Origin of the sequence: Pyrococcus sp., from assembly GCF_030153625.1 — an archaeon.
Lineage (GTDB): Archaea > Methanobacteriota_B > Thermococci > Thermococcales > Thermococcaceae > Pyrococcus > Pyrococcus furiosus.
The window spans coordinates 1-20521 of sequence record NZ_JASKLM010000020.1; the positions used below are offsets into that span (position 1 = coordinate 1).

Consider the following 20521-nt stretch of genomic DNA (forward strand, 5'->3'; position numbering starts at 1 on the left):
GTATAGAATGCTCTCAGCCTTCATTTCTCTCCCTTCTTTTTCTGAAAAATTATCAGAAACTTAAACCTAACGCCCTACCGCTTATCCTAACAGTATCGACTATAAGCTCTTTACCTATTAAAAGAGCTGTAACTGACGTTAACTCTAATCCTGCAGGAGCGTCGATAAGTATGAAGTCCCCCATTTGACTTATCTCTCTAATTAATTCACGAAGTCTTTCAGGTCTTGCTTTCTTTACTTTTTCTAAACTTAAACCACCTGGGATAACTTTAACTCCTGCAGGTCCTTCATAGATGGCATCTTTCAGCTCTGCCTCCCCTGCTAAGACATCGTGTAAAGTTATTGGTATATCTTCCATTCCTAGGATAAGGCTTAAGTTTGCCATTGTTATGTCTGCATCTATTAGAATGACATCTTTTCCGAATTGAGCTAGGGCTACTCCTATATTAGCTACCGTTGTTGTTTTACCGGTTCCTCCTTTTCCAGAAGCAAAGACTATTGATCTACCTTCCAACGTTTGTCCCTCCATCATGGATGTATACAACTTGCCTATTTTGGTATTACCATAGCATATTAAATACTTTTCTCCTTTTTTCTGGCTTGGCTTCATAAGGGATTACTTGAACCTACTATTCACCAGAAAGCTTTTGGACTTTTAGCTTTTTGAACTTTGAACAAAAATATGTAATGTTGAGAGCCGTTTCTTAACTCTCTGTAAAGAAGCGTATCCTTGAAAGTGCTGATTTTGAATTTTAGGAGCTAAGTTATGTAAACCAAAAACATATAAGGAATTGTTTGATGGGTTATCTTTAGGGTAATGTATATGGAGGAGAAGAAAAAGAAAAAACCAATTGATGAGCTACCTTGGCAAGAATATGATATAGAGGAATTTAGGCAACGCTTCCCTGCTCTTGCTCGTGAATTAGAAGAGGGTAGGGAGATAGAGATTACTGGAATTAGGTTGGATGAGTACCAAGTCTTGGAGGAGGAAGAAGAGGAAGGAAAAATAGACTTTTCAGGGTATAACCCTACAATAATTGACTTTTTGAGGAGATGCGATACTGACGAGCAGGCTCTTGAGATAATTAATTGGATGGAAGAGCATGGGGAAATAACTCCAGAAATGGCTAAAGAATTAAGGGTGACCTTAGTTCATAAAGGAGTTAGGGCGTTTGGGCCGAAAAAGAGTGGGGATGGTATGAAAGACATGGAAAACACTAGGGTTATAGGTTTTCAATAACTTGCAGAACCATACCCTCTATCTTTATGGGCTCAAGCCTTCTTGCAAGAACGATAGCTTTGTCGAGTCTACTTTCACTTTCTGCATGTATTGTGAATAGTGGGTCTCCCTCTTTTACCTTATCTCCTACTTTTACGTGAAGTCTAATTCCAGCCCCTTTATCTTCTGGGGCTCCAGCTTCTCTTGCTATCGCAGTAATTCCTTTGTTGTCGATTGCAGTGACGTAACCATTAGTCTGGGCATGAATTGTATATGTTTTGTCTCCTATCGGAATGTCTTCTGGCTTTATATTTGGATCTCCTCCCTGCTCTTCTATAATCTCTCTCATCTTTTGATATGCTTTTCCTTTCTCTAGAATTTCCCTCGCAATTATCTTCCCCTTCCCTTTTGGAGCAGCTCCACCCATCTCTAAAAGTAACCCTGCCAATCCTATGGCCTTTTCTACTAAGCTTCCAGGGCCTTTACCTGTCATAAGTGTTTCGAGAGCCTCTTTAGCCTCTAAAGCTGGGCCGACTGTATAGCCTATGGGCTGGCCTCCATAGGTAATTGCAACCTCAACATATTGTCCTAGCCTCTTTCCTAACTCTATGAAATCTCTTGCAAGAGACCTAGCCTCTTCCACACTCTCCACCTTTGCTCCCTTTCCTGTGGGAATGTCAATGAGTATGTATTGACTTCCGATGGCATACTTTTTGGCCATTATACTGGCAAGCATTAGACCTCGTGGATCCAAACTTAACCTTCTTTCTACGTGTATCATCAAGTCATCTGCTGGGGCTAAATTTAGAGCACCTCCCCAAACTAGGCAGGCCCCAATTTTTTCCACTATTCTCTTTATTTCTTCAAGAGTCAGCGTAACATTCGTTAAAACTTCCACTACATCGGCTGTTCCTGCTGCACTTGTAATTGCTCTTGAACTTGTCTTGGGGATTGTTAGGCCTGCAGCCGCTACTATGGGGACGACTATAACATTAGTTTTGTTCCCAGGTACGCCCCCAATGCTGTGAATATCCATTATTGGCTTTCTTTCTATGTCCAGCATATCTCCAGTTTCTGCCATTGCAATCGTTAGAGCAGCAATTTCTTCCATATCAAGGCCATTTATTTCTATTGTACTAACAAACGCGCTAATTTCAGTGTTTCTAAGTTTTCTATCGACGATATCCCTTACTATTGTCTCAATTTCTACTTTTTTCAGTTTTTCTCCTCTCATCTTTTTCTTTATGTATTTAACACTTTCAGGAGTTCCCGCAGGGATTAGGGAAACGATTTCTCCGCTTGAAAATTGATAAATTGAGAGAACATCTTTTGATATTCCAATTTCTCCCTTTTCAACAATGTTTCCTATAAAAGCACTTCCATAAATGGATCTCTTCCCACTTTCAATCTTCACAAGATCAGTTGGATGGATTCTCCATTGTTTTGCGTCTTCTGGATTTATAAAAATGGCAAGATTTCCTGCTTCTATATCTAAAATTTTAATTTTTCCCCTCAAGTAATTCACCCCCAAATTAGGATCTTATAAGGGCAATTAGGAATCTTATAATATCCTCAAGCCTAAACTTTCCCGTTTCCAGATCATATCTAGTTGAGACTGGAACTTCTGTAATTCTTGCGCCTTTTTTTGCTGCTTTAATTAAAACCTCTGTTTCTACCTCGTATCTATCGCTTGTGATTTCGGGAACAAATTCTCTTCTTATTGCTCTAAACCCACTTTGACTATCCTCAATTCTCTGCTTAGTCTTTAATCTAATTAAAGCTGTTGTTATAAAGTTGCTTAGCTTCCTGGGCAGAGGTCTTTTTCCAGCCTTAATGATCCTTTTCCCAATCACAAAATCTGCCTTATCCTTGATTATGGGTTCTAGAAGTTTTGATATCTCTTCTGGATCATGTTGACCGTCTGCATCCATAAAAACAATAATATCGCCACTTGCATGCTTAAGTCCCTCTCTGAGAGCAGCTCCTTTTCCCATATTTTTGTTTAACTTCACTACTTTGTCTGCATATCTTCTGGCTATTTCATAAGTGGCGTCAGAGCTACCATCGTCAATCACGATGACTTCATCAACAAAATCTGGTATTCTTGCTAAAACATTACCAATTCGTTTCTCTTCATTATATGCTGGAATTATTATGGACACCTTGTATTTTCCAAACATGGAAAAGAATTTAATTAATAGAGTATAAAGGTTTAGTGGTGAGGGCTAATGAAAATAAAATTAATGGGCGTTTTTGCTCACCTTGCAGGAGCTGAAGAAGTTGAAGTTCGTATTGCTGGAAAAAGACAAGTTGGAGAAGTTTTGAGGGAAGTGATTCCCAGGTTTGACGAAATTAGGGAAAAAATCATAATAATTAATGGAAAAATTGCCAGAGAGGACGCTGAAGTTTCAGATGATGATTTTGTAAAGATAATGCCTGTTCCGAGTGGGGGATAAATATGGATTTAGAAAGAGCACTTAACGCCTTTCATTCAATGAAACTTAGTCAATTAACTCCTCCTTGCTCTCAAATGCCTATAGTTGAGGAAAATTCTCCAATTGTTGATGTTCTAAAGCTATTAAGAACAAGACACCATGTTTGGGTTGTCAATAATAAAAGAGAAATGAAGTTAGTCGGGTTAATTCGATATCTCGATGTGATAGACATTTTTCTTCCTCCCAAGCAGGCAAGATTTGGTGCAGTAAGTTCAGTCTTTAAGTCAATCTTAGGTGGGGCCGAAAAAGCAGGAGACATAATGGAGAGAAATTTCCTAACGATAAATGAAGACGCAACAGTACTTGAAGCCCTTGAAAAAATGAAAAAGTATAAAGTCCAAATTTTAGCCTTAATTGACCAGGAAGGAAAACTTAAGGGAGAAATTAGCCTAAGGATCTTAATAAATGAATTTCTTAGACTAGTAAGGGTAGGTGGTGGGTAAATGGAAGCAACAGCATGGGTACTGTTTACACTAGGCATATCTCTTATTCTAGCTAAAATAGGAGATTCTCTACTTGAGAGATTTGAACTCCCAGGAGTGCTAGGAGAGTTATTAATGGGAATTATTCTTGGAAATTTGGTATATTTTGGAGTTGTTAGTAGTAAATATTTGCCTATAACAGCTGGCTCAAGTGAAGTTATAGACTTCATGGCAAAACTTGGAGTAGTGTTCTTGTTGTTTTTGGGAGCTCTTGATACGGATCTAACCTTAATAAGAAGAACTGGAGTAACAGCTGTTACATCCACTATTCTGGGAGTTTTCGTTCCATTGATTCTGGGATACCTGGGACTTAGGTGGTTGGGGTATGACAATAAAGAAGCATTTGCTGGAGGAGTACTTCTTACCGCCACAAGTATAGGATTAACGGTTAGGGTCATGATGGATCTAGGAGTTTTAAGGAGTGAAGTTGGTGCTGCATCATTAAGCGCTAGTGTTATTGATGATTTCCTAGGTATCGCTCTAATAATATTTGCCGTAGGTTCAGATTCACTCCTGAAACTTGGGATAAAAATCATTGTTTTTTTCTTAATTACAGGAGTTATTGGATGGTACTTTATTGACCACTATTTGAAATTTGCGGAAAAGCTTGGAGTTGAAAAAGGTGTCTTAGGACTAATCTTGGGAATGATGTTACTATTCTCAGCTCTGGCTGAAGAATGGTTTACAGCTGCAATTGAAGGAGCATTTATGATGGGGTTAATACTCTCTAAGACTGCTGAAGGTAAGAGACTTCTAGAGGAGGTAAGGAGCATTGGTTATGGATTACTTATTCCAATATTCTTTGTCCATACTGGAGCGATGCTAAACTTTAAGGTTTTTGAGAACATCGAAGCAATTAAGCTGGCTGTAGTTCTTAGTGTAATTGCAATAGTGGGTAAGGTAGCTGGAAGGGGCTTTGGAGCTTGGATAACTGCCTGGGGGAGGGGGAAAGCTTTTCTATTCACTAGGGAAAACTTTAGAATGTCCCTTCAAATGGGAATAGGATCCATTCCAAGAACTGAAGTTGCATTGATTAATCTAATGGTGGCTATCCATGGCGGTGCAATCTCTCCTGATGATGTTCCAAAGTTTATAGCGGCAACATTGATCTTTATAACAATTTCAGTTCTCATAACTCCCCCATTATTAAAGTGGGCGTTCCGAGAAGAGATCTTAGCACAGAAAAAGTTATTACTCGAAAATAGGAAGGAGAAAATAGAGAGTAAAAGGAGAAATACCCGATGATTGGAGATGGAGTGAGCTGACTTGGTGATGACCGACTTCCCACTGAGGGGCTCTGAAAATTTCCAACACTATAGCTCTATTATGTGCATTGATGTATGTAAAATTGTTTGTATTCTTCCTTTTTTCTTGAAGAAATTTAAGGAACACCTTTATATTTTTGAATTTTACATTCTTTGGGCCTAATCAAATGAACAAAAGGATTTCCACTCCTATTTACCGAAAGCTTTATATAGACTATTGCCCAAAAATGTATCGCCAATCACCTAATTTGGAGGGATGAACATGGTTGAGCAAGACCCTTATGAAATTGCCGTTAAGCAGCTTGAAAGGGCTGCCCAATATATGGAAATAAGTGAAGAAGCTCTTGAGTTCTTAAAGAGGCCTCAAAGAATAGTTGAGGTCACGATTCCAGTTGAGATGGATGATGGGTCTGTGAAAGTTTTCACTGGCTTTAGAGTCCAACACAACTGGGCTAGGGGTCCTACTAAGGGTGGAATTAGATGGCATCCAGAAGAAACCCTTAGCACCGTTAAAGCTCTTGCAGCTTGGATGACCTGGAAGACCGCTGTTATGGATCTTCCATATGGTGGGGGTAAGGGTGGAATTATTGTAGATCCAAGGAAGCTCTCAGATAGGGAGAAGGAGAGACTTGCGAGAGGTTACATTAGGGCAATTTACGATGTCATTAGCCCATATGAAGACATTCCTGCCCCTGATGTTTATACAAACCCACAAATAATGGCATGGATGATGGATGAGTACGAGACGATAAGCAGGAGAAAGACACCAGCCTTTGGAATTATTACTGGAAAGCCTCTTAGCATTGGTGGATCACTTGGAAGAATTGAGGCAACTGCAAGGGGTGCAAGCTACACAATTAGAGAGGCCGCGAAGGTTCTTGGATGGGACACTCTCAAGGGCAAGACAATAGCAATCCAAGGTTATGGTAACGCAGGTTACTATCTTGCAAAGATCATGAGTGAAGACTTTGGAATGAAAGTTGTAGCTGTGAGTGACAGCAGGGGTGGAATATACAACCCCGATGGTCTTAACGCTGATGAGGTTCTCAAGTGGAAGCAAGAGCACGGAAGCGTTAAGGACTTCCCAGGAGCAACTAACATAACAAATGAAGAGCTACTCGAGCTTGAGGTTGATGTTCTCGCTCCAGCAGCTATAGAAGAAGTGATAACTAAGAAGAACGCAGACAATATTAAGGCTAAGATTGTCGCAGAAGTGGCAAACGGTCCAGTTACTCCAGAAGCTGATGAGATACTATTCGAGAAGGGAATCCTTCAGATCCCAGACTTCCTATGTAATGCTGGTGGAGTTACGGTGAGCTACTTCGAGTGGGTACAGAACATAACTGGTTACTACTGGACAATTGAAGAGGTTAGAGAGAGACTCGACAAGAAGATGACAAGGGCATTCTACGACGTCTACAACACAGCAAAGGAGAAGAACATACACATGAGAGATGCAGCTTACGTTGTCGCAGTTCAGAGAGTTTATAGAGCAATGCTTGATCGTGGATGGGTTAAGCACTGATTCCTCTACACTTTCTTTCTCTTCTTCTAAATTCTTCTTTATGAGGCATAACTTTATATATTCTTAGTGCTGATATTATACCTAGGTGGTTCGAAAAATGATTGATGAGAGAGACAAGATTATAATTGAAATGTTGGAAAAAGATGCAAGAACTCCCTTCACTGAAATTGCAAAGAAATTAGGCATTAGCGAGACTGCTGTGAGGAAAAGGGTCAAAGCTCTTGAAGAAAAGGGAATAATTGAGGGCTATACAATAAAAATCAACCCCAAGAAGTTGGGTTATTCTCTAATAACAATTACTGGAATCGACACAAAACCGGAAAAAATCTTTGAAGTTGCAGAAAAACTAAAGGAATATGACTTCGTTAAGGAGCTGTATCTCTCCAGCGGAGATCACATGATTATGGCCATCATATGGGCTAAGGACGGAGAAGATTTGGCGGAGATAGTTTCAAATAAAATTGGAAAAATTGAGGGAGTTACTAAAGTTTGTCCTGCTATAATATTGGAGAAGCTTAAGTAATGGCTCAGTTGCGAGGGTACTCCTCATCGTATTTTTCGGCTAGCGAAATTATCTTCATCGCCTATTTGCATTATAATTAAAAGGTTTAAAAATGCATTCTTTCTTATGTTATGATGGGGAGTTAAAATGGCCGTGTATGAAATAAATGGTATAAAGCCAAAAATTCACCCTACAGCTTACGTTGATGAGAATGCAGTAATCATTGGAGATGTTGTGCTGGAAGAAAAGACAAGTGTGTGGCCTTCAGCTGTGCTAAGAGGAGACGTTGAAAGGATATACGTTGGGAAATACTCAAACATTCAAGATAATGTGAGCATCCATACTTCTCATGGATATCCTACAGAGATAGGAGAATATGTTACAATAGGGCATAATGCAGTTGTTCATGGAGCAAAAATTGGAAACTATGTTATAATTGGGATGGGAGCAATAATCCTTGATGGTGCAAAGATTGGGAATCATGTAATTATTGGGGCTGGAGCTCTAGTGCCACCCAACAAGGAAATCCCAGATTACAGCTTGGTAATAGGAGTACCGGGCAAAGTAGTAAGGCAACTTAGCGAAGAAGAAATAGAGTGGACAAAAAAGAATGCGGAGATATATATGGAGCTTGCTGAAAAACATATAAAGGGGAGAAAAAGGATATGATTTACAGGATAATTTCTCATATACCTTCAATTTTTTTTAAACCTGCATATAACTTGTATGAGAGATACCTCTTGGAGAAAGTTAAGGCGGGAGTTATTCCAAAACACGTAGCCATAATTATGGATGGAAATAGAAGATGGGCTCGAAAAAGAGAGAAACCTCCTTGGTATGGACACTTTTTTTGGTTCAAAGAAGCTTGAGGAAATAGTCGAGTGGTGTCATGAGCTAGGGATAAGGATACTAACAGTTTACGCATTTTCAACGGAAAACTTCAAGAGATCAAAGGAGGAAGTTAATAGACTTATGAAACTCTTTGAAGAGAAATTTAGAGAGTTAGTTACCGATAAAAGAGTTCACGAATATGGAATTAGAGTAAATGTTATGGGCAGAAAGGATCTTCTTCCAAAGAACGTAAGAGAAGCTGCAGAAGAAGCAGAGAGAGTTACAAGGAAATACAACAATTACTTCTTAAACATTGCTTTGGCCTATGGGGGAAGAAGTGAAATTGTAGATGCAATAAAAGACATCGTTAATGATGTATTGGATGGAAAATTAAAGCCTGAAGACATAAATGAAGAAATTGTGAGGAAGTACTTGTATGTCCCTAATATGCCAGACCCAGACATTGTTATAAGAACTGGAGGGGAGGTAAGAATAAGCAATTTCTTGCTATACCAAATCGCATATAGTGAACTGTTTTTTGTCGATGTGTACTTTCCAGAATTCAGAAAAATAGACTTTTTAAGAATAATCAGAGAATTCCAAAAGAGAGAAAGAAGATTTGGACGTTAGTCTTTTTCTCCATTTTTGCAGCCACAGAATTCTGGAAATAACTCTTCTAAAAACTGCAAGACCCTCTCTTTTGGCAATTTAAACTGTCTTATTCTAATTAATCCCTTTTCTTGAGCCTCTTTAAGGAGCATCTCTGTTACTTCATTTGGGTACATCTCCTCGTAGACTATTTCCTTTATCCCTGCATTTATGAGTAATTTAAAACAAGTATCGCAGGGAAAATGAGTCACGTACAAAGTAGCTCCTTCCAGGCTTATTCCCTTTCTGGCAGCCATAGCTATAACGTTTTGCTCTGCATGAACTGCTCTATGACAATGTCCGTTGACCAATATACATCCCTTGTCTATACAGTGATCCATGCTTCTTGGAGCCCCATTGTATCCAGTGGCTAAAATATATCCGTCTTTTACTGCAACTGCTCCAACCCTTAACCTGGGACAGGTGGCCCTAAGTGAGACAAGTTTTGCTATGAGCATAAAGTATTCATCCTTTGTAGGTCGAATTTTTTTGAGTTTCTCGGCTTTCTCCTTGTCGAGAAATATTTCAATGCTCATGTTTAAGCGTAATCTACAGCAAATTAAAAATATTTTTCCTAAATCTCCAAGGTTCTGTACATATCAACTATTGCCATTATTTTTGCTATTCTTTCATCATAGCTAGGATGAGTGCTCACAAAAACCCAAGATGTCTTCTGTTCTTCTTTTCTTTTGACAGAGGGTCTAATTGTTGGTAGTGGCAATCTTCCATTAATAACTTCTTCATAATATTTTAGCTCTTCTAGGGCAGTTTTGAGGGCGTATGGAACTTCGACTATTCTTAGAGCAACATGATCAGCTTTAAATTCTCTACTCCTAAGGAACTTATTTAGAAGTAACACATAGGCAAGATAAGCCAAACCAGCTAAGAATCTTATACGTTCACTTTCTACAAGAGACATCGTTAGTATTGTTGTTCCACCCATAATGTATTTGTAGTATTTTGCCAGAGGGAATATCACAGTGTCTCCATTTTTCAAGTGCCCTATTTCATGAGCGGCAACTGCTAATACTTCATCTTCATTAAGAACATCTAACAAGCCTGCTGAGATTACTATGGAATTTTCGAAGGAATACGCTGTTGGAAGAGGATTGTCTTCAATATAAATGTTTGGCATTGATATCTTTGCACGATTTACCATTCTAGCTATTCCGTCATATAACCAAGGGATATCCTCCCATTGAATTTTTGAATACCTTTTTACAGGTAAATTAATTTTGAGTGAGATTTTATACATAAGAAACGTTAATAGGGCTGACAACATGGTAATAGATAACCCCTTAAGAACTCCAAATGCCATTAAATTTGTGACAATATGGAGCAAGATTACTCCCCCACAATAGTAGCATGTTCTTCACTTCTTGTTAATTTTTGAAAGATATGCGAATGTGGCTTCTCTAAAATTCATCATAAGAGATTCAAAAATCCTTTCAACAACTTTTCTTTCAAATTCTTCTCTTGTTGTTGTTATTGAGTAGACGTACCTAATTCCACCCTTTCCCTTTTCCATTCTCCTCTTTAGGAGGCCTCTTTCACACAACCTATTCATTAATATGCTCACAGTAGAACGTCTAATCTCGGGATACTTTGTTTTCATGTACTCGTAAACTTCTCCTGCCGTTGCTTCTTTAATTTCCCACATGTACTCCATGATTTCTGCTTCCATTGTAGGGAGAATTGATTTTATGCCTCTTTGATTTAGCTTAAATTCCACAGGTTCCATATTCATCCCTCACCTATAATTACCTTGTCACTTTTTTATTGTTTTCTGTCCTTTTTTAGCACTTCCTCAATTTCATCAAACTTAAATGTAATTTTTCTTGTTAACGTAGTTATCTCTCTTTCTAACCTATCTATCTCAAGATATAGCTTGAAGAGTAGCAGATAACTTCCTCCAATTCCCAGGACAAGAAGGGCATCAAGTCCTCTACCAAGCCCGAGTAAGTCTTTTATTTCCATGGATATCTTAACGGGTTCAAGGGCTATTATGAATAATATTCCGATAAAAAACAACCAAGTAACTAACTCAAAAATTTCGAAATGCTTCTTATAGTATTGATAAACAACAACTCCGGCCATCCAAATCAAAACTATTATGGCAATTAGCTGAATAGTATACATTTTACACACCTCCTCATTTCCTAAATATGTCAATAAACAAGTTAAATGCTATCTTTATACCTTCAAGTATATTTGTTCCTTTTTTCTTTGAATATTCTGTGTAGATTGCTTTTATAGGAACCTCTACAATTCTACATTTGTTTTTTGTAGCTTTCACTATTATTTCACTGGAAACTGCATATCTGTCACATGTAATTTTTACCTTTTCTGCACACCTTCTGGAAAATGCCCTAAGACCACTCTGCGTGTCAGAGACGTACTTTCCAGAAAATATTGCGGTGATTATATCGAGACCGATGTTCCCAATTTTCTTTACAAGTGGCATTTGAGAGATGTCCCCTTTTAACCTACTTCCTATTGCCAGTTCAGCTTTTCCTTCTACCACAGGTTTCATAACTTTTAAAGCGTCTTCGACAAGATGTTGACCATCAGCGTCGAAAGTTACAATAATTTTTGCTCCTTTCTTTATAGCATATTCTATTCCAGTTCCAAGGGCCCCTCCCAATCCTCTGTTGATTACATGAGTTAAAACACGCACTCCCTTACTCTTTGCAATCTCTTCCGTTCTATCTTCACTTCCGTCATTGACTACAATTATTCTCTCCCTGGGAAAAACTGTCAAAAGTTCGTCTAAGACTTTTCCTATAGTTTTTTCTTCGTTATATGCAGGGACAACTACGTAGGTACTTAAGAGGTTGGAGAGAATGTTTTCAAGCTCTCTAAAAGAATTTCCCTCATATCGAATTCCCTGAAATTCGATGAAATACTTTCCTATTTTTGGAAGATCTTCGTCTTTTCCGATTTTAATTCCTAATCGCTTCAAAAGGTTTATTATCTCTGGATCCTCCGAGAGTAATTGAACTTCTCTCAGGATCATGTCTTTCACCAAATGCCAAACCTTTATAAATCAGCCAATTTTTAAAGTTTTAGACGCGATAAAGAGGTTTAATGAGGTGAGAGTTATGACTTATCGTGACGCTCAACTTTATGAGTTAAAGAAAAAGATTGATGAGTTGAAAAAAATAAGAGGGAGAGGTACAGAGCTCATCTCTCTTTACATTCCAGCTGGATATGATCTAAGTAAAGTTATGCAACAACTTAGAGAGGAATATAGCACAGCTCAGAACATAAAATCAAAAACAACGAGGAAAAATGTGCTAGGGGCTCTCGAGAGGGCAATGCAACATCTCAAGCTTTACAAGCAAACACCAGAGAACGGGTTAGCTCTATTTGTTGGTAACGTGAGTGAAATGGAAGGAGTTACTGACATAAGGCTTTGGGCAATAATTCCTCCTGAACCGTTAAACGTGAGACTTTATCGATGTGATCAAACGTTTGTTACAGAACCTCTTGAAGAGATGTTGAGAGTAAAGGAGGCCTACGGATTAATAACAGTGGAAAAAAATGAATCCACAATAGGAATTCTAAGAGGAAAGAGAATAGAAGTTCTTGATGAATTAACTTCGAACGTCCCAGGAAAGACAAGGGCTGGAGGTCAGTCGGCTCGAAGATATGAGCGAATTAGAGAGCAAGAAACCCACGAGTTCATGAAGAGAATTGGAGAGCACGCAAATAGGATATTCCTCCCTCTGTTAGAAAGTGGGGAGTTAAAAGGAATAATTGTAGGGGGACCAGGCCCAACTAAAGAAGAGTTTGTAGAAGGAGATTATCTCCACCACGAGCTCAAAAAGAAAATAATTGGCGTTGTTGATATAAGCTACCACGGAGAATATGGATTGAGAGAATTAGTTGCAAAAGCTGCAGACATTTTGAGAGACCATGAAGTCATAAGAGAGAGAAATCTTGTTAATGAATTCCTAAAGCACATAGTAAAGGATACTGGCCTAGCTACCTACGGTGAGAGAGAAGTAAGAAAGGCCCTTGAGCTTGGAGCTGTGGATACGCTCCTTATTAGTGAAGGCTATGACAAAGTTAGGGTTCACGTCAAGTGTAACAACTGTGGATGGGAAGAGCTGAGGACAATGAGTGAAGAGGAGTACGAAGCATACAAAAAGAAAATACAGATATGTCCAAAGTGTAGAAGCCAGAATCTTACCTTTGAAAAGTGGGAAGTGGCTGAGGAGTTAATAAAAATTGCAGAGGAAGCTGGATCAAATGTTGAAATAATATCTCTTGATACTGAGGAAGGCCAGCAGTTTTATAGAGCTTTTGGAGGTCTTGGAGCAATCTTAAGATTTAAGATTCAAGGCATTTGAGATGGGAAGATCTTTAGGCTCGTAGTCTTGGAGCCTTCCCTCCAAGTATTCTTCGTATCCATGGAGATCTAGTAGGCCGTGGCCGCTTAAGTTGAACAAGATGACAATTTCTTTTCCTTCTTTTTTAGCCTCAATAGCTTTATCTATCGCAGCCTTTATTGCATGGGCACTTTCTGGAGCTGGAACAATACCTTCAAGCTTAGCAAATAACGCTGCAGCTTCAAAAACTTCTGTTTGATGGTAAGCTATTGGCTTAACGATTCCATTGTTAACGAGTACACTTAAAGTAGGTGCAACTCCGTGATATCTTAATCCTCCAGCATGTATGGGGGGAACATGGTATCTATGCCCAAGAGTATGCATCTTTAACTTAGGGGTTAGCTCTCCAGAATCCCCAAAATCGTAAGTGTAGACTCCTCTAGTCATTGAAGGAGCAGCTTTTGGCTCTACTGCTATAAATTCGTATTCATTGTCTCCGTCAAGGACTTCTTTTACAAAGGGATAAGCAAGACCGGCAAAGTTGCTTCCTCCACCAACACATCCTATTATAACATCGGGCTCCTCAAACTCTTCCATTTGCTGCTTTGCTTCAAGTCCAATTACCGTTTGATGCATTAGTACGTGGTTTAGAACACTTCCTAGGGAGTATCTTGCCTTTTCATCTTTTAGTACATCTTCTATTGCCTCACTAATTGCAATACCTAAGCTTCCTGGGTGGTTTGGATTTTCACTTAGGAATCTTTTTCCTATTTCAGTATTCTCGCTGGGACTTGGGAATACCTCTGCTCCATAAATCCTCATTAAAACTTTTCTATATGGCTTCTGCTCGTAACTTGCTCTTGCCATATATACTCTAACCTTAATGCCCATCAAGGCTCCAGCCAAGCTCAATGCAGTTCCCCATTGACCAGCTCCAGTTTCAGTAACTAGCCTCTCTATTCCTTCCTTCTTTGCATAATATGCCTGAGCTAAGGCAGTATTGATTTTGTGGCTTCCTGTAACTGTTGCTCCCTCAAACTTGAAGTAAATCCTTGCAGGAGTATTTAGGTATTTTTCGAGGTTTGTAGCTCTGAAAAGAGGTGTAGGCCTCCCTATTTTAGAATACATCTTTCTAACTTCTTCGGGAATTTTTATGTATCTCTTTGTGCTCATTTCCTGCTTAACTAGTTCTTTCGCAAATATCCTCTCCAACTTCTTGGGGTCTACGGGTTCATTTGTCTCTGGATCCAATGGGGGAGCTAAGGGTTCCGGTAAATCGGGGAGTATATTATACCATCTCCTAGGTATTCTACCGTCTGGAAGAACTACCTTCATCTAAACTCCCTCCTAGAATTGGAGGCATGCAGTTGAAACAAGTTCACGATTCTACCAAAAACGACCACCCATAGACATCAAGAAATAACCAAAAGGAGAGAAATAATAAAAGTTTGGATAGGTAGACCTATCTAGACACGATGTAAGAAACCCCTGCAGCAGCTAATGTCAAAACCTCCATAATTTTGTATGCATCCTCTACAGTGTTTGCGGTGAATCGAATTGTTTTTCCATCTATTCTTTCAACACCTGGGAGAAGATCTGCAACTTCTGCATATGCACTATTGAGGAATCTTATCTCAACGTCAACTGGAGTTTCTATTTTAAAGGCCCTTAACTCTTTGTTGTTTAACTTTTCAACAGCTCTCTTAATCCCTGCTTTTAGCTCTTTCTCTATTGCTTCCATAGAGGGGCTCAGGGCCGAATACCTCCCACTAGCCTTTTTGAGGGGGATAAACTCAGCCCAGGGGACGTATTTTAAATCTTCTTTTAACGCCTCATCTCCTGCAACAAGCCCTATTGGCACTCCCCACTCTCCGAGCACCATGGAATTTAAAAGGAACTCACTAACTTCAATGCCGCTAATGATTATCTTGTCAATTGTGGCTCCACTGTAGGTGTGGTCAAAGGTTGCAAAACTCGTCCCGGCTTTGGCATGGTAACCCAAGAAGATTGCAATATCTGAGCCTTTTCCAAATGCCACCATACTTAAAGGCCTGGGAAATCCTCTAACTATGGAAACATAACTTGGCATTTCCTCAGGTATTATATTCACCATAGGGCCGTGAGAATCTGCTATTACTATTTCCTCAAATCCTTCCTCGTGTAACTTTTCTGCAGCAATTTTTGCAATTTTTGTGGCGATTTTTCGGGCCTCATTATATAGGGCTCCCTTTACAAATAGATGCTCCCTACTAACGATGTAGGGAAGCCCCTCTAAATCTATAGATATGAAGGCCTTCATGATATTTCACCGAAATAAATTATCTCTGTCCATTTTTATGTTTATCTTAGCGTTAAGGCATCTTCTATAATCTTAGCGTGGTCAAAAGCCAGCTTTGCTTTTATTTTTTCAATTTCTTCAATTGGGATTAGGTGAACTTTCTTTGCATCATCTCCAGCCTTTGGTTCTCCCAGGCCAATGGCCAAAAACGCAACCGTTATTGTATGACCCCTGGGATCTCGATTGGGATCTGAATAAACTCCTACAACTCTCAACAACTTAACATCTAATCCAGTTTCTTCTTTTGCTTCTCTTATTGCTGCTTCTTCCACCTTCTCCCCATACTCAACAAAGCCTCCTGGGAGTGCCAAATATCCCTTGTATGGGTCGTTTTTCCTCTCTATGAGGACAATGTTGCCATTGTGAATAATCACTATGTCTACTGTAACTCCAATGCACTTGTGTGCCTCTACTTTAAGCCCATAATCTTTTGCTATTTTTTCAACTTCCTCTCTAAATTTTGAAATATCATATTCCTTTGGAGCCTTCACAAGGAGCACATACCTATCCATTTTAATCACCGCTCAGCCAAGTCCCTCCCAATCATCAAATCAGCCAATCGAGGCTTCATCATTGCTCCTCTAAATACTTCTCTAGTCCTAACTTCAAAAACTTTGCAGTTTCATCCAGTGTAAATTCAATGGCCTTTTGTAAGTTATATCTTCTAGCACTATAAGCGAGAAGAGCTAAGAAGCAGTCGCCAGCACCAGTTGGGTCTTTAACATCGATTTGTTTTGGTATAAATTTAATTTTCTCACCTTTTGTTATTACTACTCCTTCTTTTGACCCATCCGTAATAGCTAAAATTTCTGGAGTTCCTGGGTTTTTTATCATTGAGTATTCTTCCTTTGAAGCATGAACAACAAACGCGTTTTCCAAAAATTTCCCTTCAATTCTTTTCAATGTTACAACTCTATCAAGCTGTCTAACGAATCCTTGGATATCTAAGGATGGTCTTTCAAACATATAAACATTTTTAGGTTTTATTTCGTTCGCGACCGGATTTATGATTACCTCTTTCTCACTGACTGTCTCAAGCTCCTCGTAAGTGAATTTATCTCCCTTAGAGACTACTTTAATCTCCCTTCTGTCCCCAGAATATAGGAGCTCAAAAGTTGTGGTTGAGCTTCCTTCAAATGGCACAACTTTGGTGAAGCTTTCTATATTTTCAATCCACTCTTTAGGGTATTCTGGCCCTATTTTTGTATATATCGTTACCTTCGCAAATTTCGATAATACTAGTCCAGAATAATATGCCCCTCCCCCAGGCTTTCTATTCCCATTAACTATATCGATTGTCAAGTTTCCTATTACTCCAATCCTCATGTCTACTCTTATTTGGCATTAGGTAAATTTAAAAGGATTCTTTTTAACACCACATCATGCCTTACCTGATAATTGAGCATTTAGAAAAGATAAGTGAGTGGTTACTGCTTGAGTATAGACACACTGCTCAGTGGTGGGGGGATAAGCTAATATTTACCAATGTTAAAGAGCCAGAAGAACGAAAGATTCTGGCCGAGATTGGTAGTGTTGTTGCTGAAAGCGTGACAAAGTTACCTTTTGACAAGTCCAAGCTAATCATTCTTGATCCATTTGCAGAAGAGGAACTAAAGCCTGAAGATATTGAAGAAGACTCCTTGATTGTAGTTGGAGGAATACTGGGGGATTTTGAATTTACAGGAAAAACTAAGGAATTCATAACATCTAAAATTGAAGGTGCAAAGGCGAGGCACATAGGAAGTGTGCAGTTCTCAATTGACGGAGCTTCAATAATTGCAAAGCTAATTTCTGAGGGGAAAAGACTTGAAGAGATAGAGTATGTAGAGAGTCCGACAATAAAGCTTGACGAGTTTAGTGAGATAACTTTGCACTATGCTGTTCCAAAAGTGAATGGGAAGCTTCTCCTGACTCCCGGATTAATAGAGCTCCAGAAAAAAGAGCTAGGATACATGGAAGAAGATGTTGAAGATGAAGAGTTAGAAAAACTCTTTGGAGGGAGTTAGCCGTTTCTTTTACATATTAAGCTTCCCCTGGGAACTTTTAACTCTCTAGCTACAGCTGGACACTTTGCTTTGAGCAGGAAGAATATTCTTTCATCTTTAACCTCACTTAAGGTTTCAAAATTTCCCTGTCCTTTCGCTATAATGACATCAGAATTCTCGTAAACTTCTCTAAATTCCTGGGAAACCTCATTTAAAGGTACTCCCACTATTTGAGTCCCAATAGATACTACCTTCCCCAAAGCTTCAAAACCATCTCGAATTAAATCTTCAACTGTTACGTCATTTATTATTGGCTTTTCCTTTCCAGCAATGTATATCTCAGCATTAGATGTTCTCTTTATTTCCTCTATTAAAATCTTGTCAAACAAATGCTCACCTACATTGTCTGTAAGGTATAGAATTTGTTTTGCTTTTCTCACTTCTTTTATTAACTCATCTCTTTCATCGATGTACAAGGGTTTATCTAGCATCTCCTCTATTTGTTTTTCAAGGTCTTCTGGGGAAAATCCAACGGCAAAATCTATCACATTTCCTAAAATTGCCAGCTTTATTGCCGTTTCTATGTCGATCTTTATCTTTGCCTTAAGAGTATCTACAACGATTTTTGCCTTTTTTCTGGATAGTTCCTTGTATTTCTTAAAGGGATCCTCACTTCCAAAGAATTTGTAGAGCTCTACAAAAATTCTACTACCAGCAATTGCTGGAATTGCTTTTTCATGATATTCATTAGCAATTAGCTTTGATGCGAGTATCATCCCTTGCTTTCTAAAATTTAAGTCTTCTGTTGCCATCTCGGCTATTCTTTGGCATTGATTTGCTATACATGCTAGGCATTCATATTGGCCTTCATTATTATTACCGAAAACATTTTTTTTGTTGGAGATCCTCTCTATTTTGGGGGCAAAAATGATTGTAGGTAAAGTTCCACCAGAGGTTCTTAAAGAAATCGTTTTTAAAAACTTGAACATAGAAAAGGCCCACAGACTAATAATTGGTCCAGGGGTTGGAATAGATGCCGCTGCTTTAGATTTTGGGGATTATGTAGTAGTTGCTTCAACTGATCCAATCACAGGTGCTGAGGAGAGAATTGGATTTTATGCTGTTCATGTAAATGCCAATGACATAGCAACATTTGGAGCTGAGCCTAAGTGGTTTCTTGTTAATATATTACTTCCAGAGGGGAGTGATGAGTCTACTTTAAGGAAAATCATGGCCGAAATAAGAGAAGTAGCCTCCTCGTTAGGTGTTTCAATAATTGGAGGCCATACTGAAGTTACTCCAGGATTAAAGAAGCCAATTGTTGTTGGTACTATGCTGGGGGAAGTGGAGAAAGAGAAGGTGGTGATCCCAAATCCCAGGCCGGGAGATGCTATAATATTGACTAAGGGGGTTGGAATTGAAGGGACTTCTATAATTGCCCATGAGAGGGAAAAAGAGCTGAGAAGTATATTTGGAAAAGAGTTTGTTGAGAGGGCTAAATCATACATCAATGAAATAAGTGTTGTGAGAGAGGCTCTAATTGCTAGAGAGTTTGCAACCTCAATGCATGATCCTACAGAAGGGGGAGTTGCAAACGGACTTCATGAGATGGCAGACATAAATAATTTAGGATTCAGAGTCTTCAAGAATAAGTTGATAATTAGGGAAGAAACAAAGAAAATTTGCACATTTTATGACATTGACCCGCTGTCCCTGATAAGTTCTGGAGCTTTACTTATCTCTGTTCCCAGGGACAATGCTCAGTTAGTTGTTCAAAAATTGGAAAGTATTGGAATAAAAGCAAGCATAATAGGGGAATTTTTGGCAGAGAAGAAAAGGGTCATAATAGAGAATGGCGTTGAAAGACCTCTTAGGCGTCCTGAGACTGATGAGCTTTGGAAGGTTGTTTAATTTCCCTCTCCTCAATCTCTTTCCACGTTTCTAGCAATGCTGAGAACAGTCCCAGAGATATAGGCCCTAGAAGAATGCCTACAGCACCAAATGCCATTATTCCTCCAAATATTCCAACTAGAGCCACGACAGAGCTGACACTGGCTCTATTCTTAACTAATTTTGGCTTTATAAAGTAATCTGGGAATGGAGAAACCGTTAAGATTCCATACAGTGCAAATAGTATCGCTAGCATTGTTGATTTTTGCCATAGGATTATAGCCCCTACAATCCACATTATCCATCCTCCAAGGACTGGAAGTAGTTCTAGAATCATGCACAATATACCTGCCGCTATTGATCCTCCCACGTTACTTATTTCAAAAATATAAAATCCTATTGCAAGGAATATTGCTTTAGTCGCACTAAAGAATAACCACGTTTTTAAAATAGCATCTAATGTGTCCTTAGTTTTTTCTATTAACTTTTTACCTAACTCATTGTCAGAGGGAGGCAAAAGGGTGTAGATTTCTCTACTCAGAAAGTCAGCATTAAGGAGAGAAGTATAGAATACTGCTAGAAATACTATTAGCTGTAGGGCTAATTTAGGGAGGGAGAGTGTGTATTGTAAGAGAATACTCCTTAATTTTTCTAGAAAACTTTGAGCTAGAGCATCAAACAGAGCCCCTAAGAAGCTGGGCATCTTAAGGCTACTTAACCAAATAAAGAACCTATCGAGGTATAAATATAGATTTTCTAAAGTGTCCGTTATCCAAAGTGTGACTCCAATTAGAAAGAGTGTTGATAATACTGCAACAATAGCAAGAACTATTAATGTGGCTTTTTTCTTTCCGACTTTTTTGCTGAGTTTTCTTTGGAAAGGATACGCAATGTATGCCCCAGCTAATCCAAACACTATCGAAGTAGTTAGATACTTAATCGTTTCCCAAACTAAAAATAATATCAAGAGAACTACTGCAATCCAAAATATTTTTTCCCTTTCCACA

General features: G+C 38.8%; 22 protein-coding genes and 3 pseudogenes. 11 read left to right on the forward strand and 14 right to left on the reverse strand.

Features of this window, described 5'->3' with window-relative positions; translation table 11 throughout:
• Positions 1-91: 91 nt before the first annotated feature.
• Positions 92-514: pseudogene (gene minD, locus PWP39_RS04685) on the reverse strand (cell division ATPase MinD); the annotation flags it as partial.
• Between the two features lie 309 nt (positions 515-823).
• On the opposite strand from minD, the pseudogene PWP39_RS04690 reads away from it, so the two are divergent.
• Positions 824-1221 (forward strand): annotated as a pseudogene (locus tag PWP39_RS04690) (DUF2095 domain-containing protein).
• A gap of 2 nt (positions 1222-1223) precedes the next feature.
• Here PWP39_RS04690 and PWP39_RS04695 read toward each other — a convergent pair.
• Both PWP39_RS04695 and PWP39_RS04700 read right to left on the reverse strand, forming a co-directional pair.
• Positions 1224-2735, reverse strand: coding sequence for an AMP phosphorylase (locus PWP39_RS04695; RefSeq protein ID WP_288072897.1), 1512 nt, complete (start codon positions 2733-2735; stop codon positions 1224-1226).
• A 16-nt stretch (positions 2736-2751) separates the two neighbouring features.
• Positions 2752-3399 carry a glycosyltransferase family 2 protein gene (locus PWP39_RS04700; protein WP_288072899.1) on the reverse strand — a complete coding sequence of 216 codons (648 nt, stop codon included), beginning with the start codon at positions 3397-3399 and terminating at the stop codon, positions 2752-2754.
• A 48-nt stretch (positions 3400-3447) separates the two neighbouring features.
• Between PWP39_RS04700 and PWP39_RS04705 the strand changes: the two genes are divergently transcribed.
• From PWP39_RS04705 to uppS, 7 genes and pseudogenes are all read left to right on the forward strand, one after another.
• Positions 3448-3675, forward strand: a complete 228-nt coding sequence (locus tag PWP39_RS04705; RefSeq protein ID WP_288072901.1) for a MoaD/ThiS family protein — start codon at positions 3448-3450, stop codon at positions 3673-3675.
• A gap of 2 nt (positions 3676-3677) precedes the next feature.
• Positions 3678-4157: a CBS domain-containing protein gene (locus PWP39_RS04710; RefSeq protein WP_288072903.1), complete on the forward strand. Its 480-nt coding sequence runs from the start codon at positions 3678-3680 to the stop codon at positions 4155-4157.
• Positions 4158-5441, forward strand: coding sequence for a cation:proton antiporter (locus PWP39_RS04715; protein ID WP_288072905.1), 1284 nt, complete (start codon positions 4158-4160; stop codon positions 5439-5441). It abuts the gene before it with no gap.
• 282 nt (positions 5442-5723) lie between these two features.
• Complete coding sequence (gene gdhA, locus PWP39_RS04720; protein ID WP_288072907.1) at positions 5724-6986, forward strand: glutamate dehydrogenase; 1263 nt, start codon at positions 5724-5726, stop codon at positions 6984-6986.
• A gap of 97 nt (positions 6987-7083) precedes the next feature.
• Complete coding sequence (lrpA, locus tag PWP39_RS04725; RefSeq protein WP_288072909.1) at positions 7084-7509, forward strand: HTH-type transcriptional regulator LrpA; 426 nt, start codon at positions 7084-7086, stop codon at positions 7507-7509.
• A 126-nt stretch (positions 7510-7635) separates the two neighbouring features.
• Positions 7636-8157, forward strand: a complete 522-nt coding sequence (locus tag PWP39_RS04730) for a gamma carbonic anhydrase family protein (protein WP_288072911.1) — start codon at positions 7636-7638, stop codon at positions 8155-8157.
• A pseudogene (gene uppS / locus PWP39_RS04735) lies at positions 8154-8949 on the forward strand (polyprenyl diphosphate synthase). The gene PWP39_RS04730 and the pseudogene uppS overlap by 4 nt, the downstream one beginning before the upstream one ends.
• Here uppS and PWP39_RS04740 read toward each other — a convergent pair.
• From PWP39_RS04740 to PWP39_RS04760, 5 genes are read right to left on the reverse strand one after another with little or no spacing between them, the layout of a single operon-like run.
• Complete coding sequence (locus tag PWP39_RS04740) at positions 8946-9503, reverse strand: deoxycytidylate deaminase (RefSeq protein ID WP_288072913.1); 558 nt, start codon at positions 9501-9503, stop codon at positions 8946-8948. The pseudogene uppS and the gene PWP39_RS04740 sit on opposite strands and share 4 nt — an antisense overlap.
• Before the next feature lie 38 nt (positions 9504-9541).
• Positions 9542-10309 (reverse strand): M48 family metallopeptidase, encoded by a 768-nt coding sequence (locus tag PWP39_RS04745; RefSeq protein WP_288072915.1) that lies wholly within the window; start codon positions 10307-10309, stop codon positions 9542-9544.
• A gap of 30 nt (positions 10310-10339) precedes the next feature.
• Positions 10340-10708: a BlaI/MecI/CopY family transcriptional regulator gene (locus PWP39_RS04750; protein ID WP_288072917.1), complete on the reverse strand. Its 369-nt coding sequence runs from the start codon at positions 10706-10708 to the stop codon at positions 10340-10342.
• Positions 10709-10743: 35 nt separating this feature from the next.
• Positions 10744-11106 (reverse strand): DUF2304 domain-containing protein, encoded by a 363-nt coding sequence (locus PWP39_RS04755; protein ID WP_288072919.1) that lies wholly within the window; start codon positions 11104-11106, stop codon positions 10744-10746.
• Positions 11107-11119: 13 nt separating this feature from the next.
• Positions 11120-11983 carry a glycosyltransferase family 2 protein gene (locus PWP39_RS04760; RefSeq protein WP_288072921.1) on the reverse strand — a complete coding sequence of 288 codons (864 nt, stop codon included), beginning with the start codon at positions 11981-11983 and terminating at the stop codon, positions 11120-11122.
• A gap of 85 nt (positions 11984-12068) precedes the next feature.
• Between PWP39_RS04760 and prf1 the strand changes: the two genes are divergently transcribed.
• Positions 12069-13322 (forward strand): peptide chain release factor aRF-1, encoded by a 1254-nt coding sequence (prf1, locus tag PWP39_RS04765; RefSeq protein WP_288072923.1) that lies wholly within the window; start codon positions 12069-12071, stop codon positions 13320-13322.
• Here prf1 and PWP39_RS04770 read toward each other — a convergent pair.
• The 4 genes from PWP39_RS04770 to PWP39_RS04785 all read right to left on the reverse strand — a co-directional run bounded on the left by PWP39_RS04770 (position 13296) and on the right by PWP39_RS04785 (position 16965).
• The gene (locus tag PWP39_RS04770) at positions 13296-14636 is read right to left on the reverse strand and encodes a TrpB-like pyridoxal phosphate-dependent enzyme (protein WP_288072925.1); all 1341 of its coding nucleotides are present in this window, start codon (positions 14634-14636) and stop codon (positions 13296-13298) included. The two genes, prf1 and PWP39_RS04770, sit on opposite strands and share 27 nt — an antisense overlap.
• A gap of 127 nt (positions 14637-14763) precedes the next feature.
• On the reverse strand, positions 14764-15600 hold the full coding sequence (locus PWP39_RS04775; RefSeq protein ID WP_011012737.1) for a M55 family metallopeptidase: 837 nt from the start codon (positions 15598-15600) through the stop codon (positions 14764-14766).
• Positions 15601-15641: 41 nt separating this feature from the next.
• Complete coding sequence (locus PWP39_RS04780; protein WP_011012736.1) at positions 15642-16151, reverse strand: NUDIX domain-containing protein; 510 nt, start codon at positions 16149-16151, stop codon at positions 15642-15644.
• A gap of 58 nt (positions 16152-16209) precedes the next feature.
• Positions 16210-16965, reverse strand: a complete 756-nt coding sequence (locus PWP39_RS04785) for a PfkB family carbohydrate kinase (RefSeq protein WP_014835447.1) — start codon at positions 16963-16965, stop codon at positions 16210-16212.
• 56 nt (positions 16966-17021) lie between these two features.
• On the opposite strand from PWP39_RS04785, the gene PWP39_RS04790 reads away from it, so the two are divergent.
• Positions 17022-17645: a hypothetical protein gene (locus tag PWP39_RS04790; protein ID WP_011012734.1), complete on the forward strand. Its 624-nt coding sequence runs from the start codon at positions 17022-17024 to the stop codon at positions 17643-17645.
• On the opposite strand, the gene PWP39_RS04795 is transcribed toward PWP39_RS04790, so the two are convergent.
• Positions 17642-18436 carry a damage-control phosphatase ARMT1 family protein gene (locus tag PWP39_RS04795; protein WP_288072929.1) on the reverse strand — a complete coding sequence of 265 codons (795 nt, stop codon included), beginning with the start codon at positions 18434-18436 and terminating at the stop codon, positions 17642-17644. The two genes, PWP39_RS04790 and PWP39_RS04795, sit on opposite strands and share 4 nt — an antisense overlap.
• Positions 18437-18551: 115 nt before the next feature.
• Between PWP39_RS04795 and PWP39_RS04800 the strand changes: the two genes are divergently transcribed.
• Entirely contained in the window at positions 18552-19535 is a 984-nt protein-coding gene (locus PWP39_RS04800) for an AIR synthase family protein (RefSeq protein WP_288072931.1), read from the forward strand.
• Here the strand turns inward: PWP39_RS04800 and PWP39_RS04805 are convergent.
• Positions 19495-20520: an AI-2E family transporter gene (locus tag PWP39_RS04805; protein WP_288072933.1), complete on the reverse strand. Its 1026-nt coding sequence runs from the start codon at positions 20518-20520 to the stop codon at positions 19495-19497. The genes PWP39_RS04800 and PWP39_RS04805 overlap by 41 nt on opposite strands.
• Position 20521 lies beyond the last annotated feature (1 nt).

Bases quoted from the DNA above. Each gene is read 5' to 3' on its own strand.
- PWP39_RS04770 (WP_288072925.1), bottom strand. From the start codon at position 14,636: ATGAAGGTAGTTCTTCCAGACGGTAGAATACCTAGGAGATGGTATAAT.
- PWP39_RS04750 (WP_288072917.1), bottom strand. From the start codon at position 10,708: ATGGAACCTGTGGAATTTAAGCTAAATCAAAGAGGCATAAAATCAATT.
- PWP39_RS04700 (WP_288072899.1), bottom strand. From the start codon at position 3,399: ATGTTTGGAAAATACAAGGTGTCCATAATAATTCCAGCATATAATGAA.
- PWP39_RS04760 (WP_288072921.1), bottom strand. From the start codon at position 11,983: ATGATCCTGAGAGAAGTTCAATTACTCTCGGAGGATCCAGAGATAATA.
- PWP39_RS04705 (WP_288072901.1), top strand. From the start codon at position 3,448: ATGAAAATAAAATTAATGGGCGTTTTTGCTCACCTTGCAGGAGCTGAA.
- PWP39_RS04785 (WP_014835447.1), bottom strand. From the start codon at position 16,965: ATGAGGATTGGAGTAATAGGAAACTTGACAATCGATATAGTTAATGGG.
- PWP39_RS04715 (WP_288072905.1), top strand. From the start codon at position 4,158: ATGGAAGCAACAGCATGGGTACTGTTTACACTAGGCATATCTCTTATT.
- lrpA (WP_288072909.1), top strand. From the start codon at position 7,084: ATGATTGATGAGAGAGACAAGATTATAATTGAAATGTTGGAAAAAGAT.
- PWP39_RS04800 (WP_288072931.1), top strand. From the start codon at position 18,552: ATGATTGTAGGTAAAGTTCCACCAGAGGTTCTTAAAGAAATCGTTTTT.
- PWP39_RS04710 (WP_288072903.1), top strand. From the start codon at position 3,678: ATGGATTTAGAAAGAGCACTTAACGCCTTTCATTCAATGAAACTTAGT.
- PWP39_RS04730 (WP_288072911.1), top strand. From the start codon at position 7,636: ATGGCCGTGTATGAAATAAATGGTATAAAGCCAAAAATTCACCCTACA.
- PWP39_RS04755 (WP_288072919.1), bottom strand. From the start codon at position 11,106: ATGTATACTATTCAGCTAATTGCCATAATAGTTTTGATTTGGATGGCC.
- PWP39_RS04790 (WP_011012734.1), top strand. From the start codon at position 17,022: ATGCCTTACCTGATAATTGAGCATTTAGAAAAGATAAGTGAGTGGTTA.
- PWP39_RS04740 (WP_288072913.1), bottom strand. From the start codon at position 9,503: ATGAGCATTGAAATATTTCTCGACAAGGAGAAAGCCGAGAAACTCAAA.
- prf1 (WP_288072923.1), top strand. From the start codon at position 12,069: ATGACTTATCGTGACGCTCAACTTTATGAGTTAAAGAAAAAGATTGAT.
- gdhA (WP_288072907.1), top strand. From the start codon at position 5,724: ATGGTTGAGCAAGACCCTTATGAAATTGCCGTTAAGCAGCTTGAAAGG.
- PWP39_RS04780 (WP_011012736.1), bottom strand. From the start codon at position 16,151: ATGGATAGGTATGTGCTCCTTGTGAAGGCTCCAAAGGAATATGATATT.
- PWP39_RS04775 (WP_011012737.1), bottom strand. From the start codon at position 15,600: ATGAAGGCCTTCATATCTATAGATTTAGAGGGGCTTCCCTACATCGTT.
- PWP39_RS04795 (WP_288072929.1), bottom strand. From the start codon at position 18,436: ATGGCAACAGAAGACTTAAATTTTAGAAAGCAAGGGATGATACTCGCA.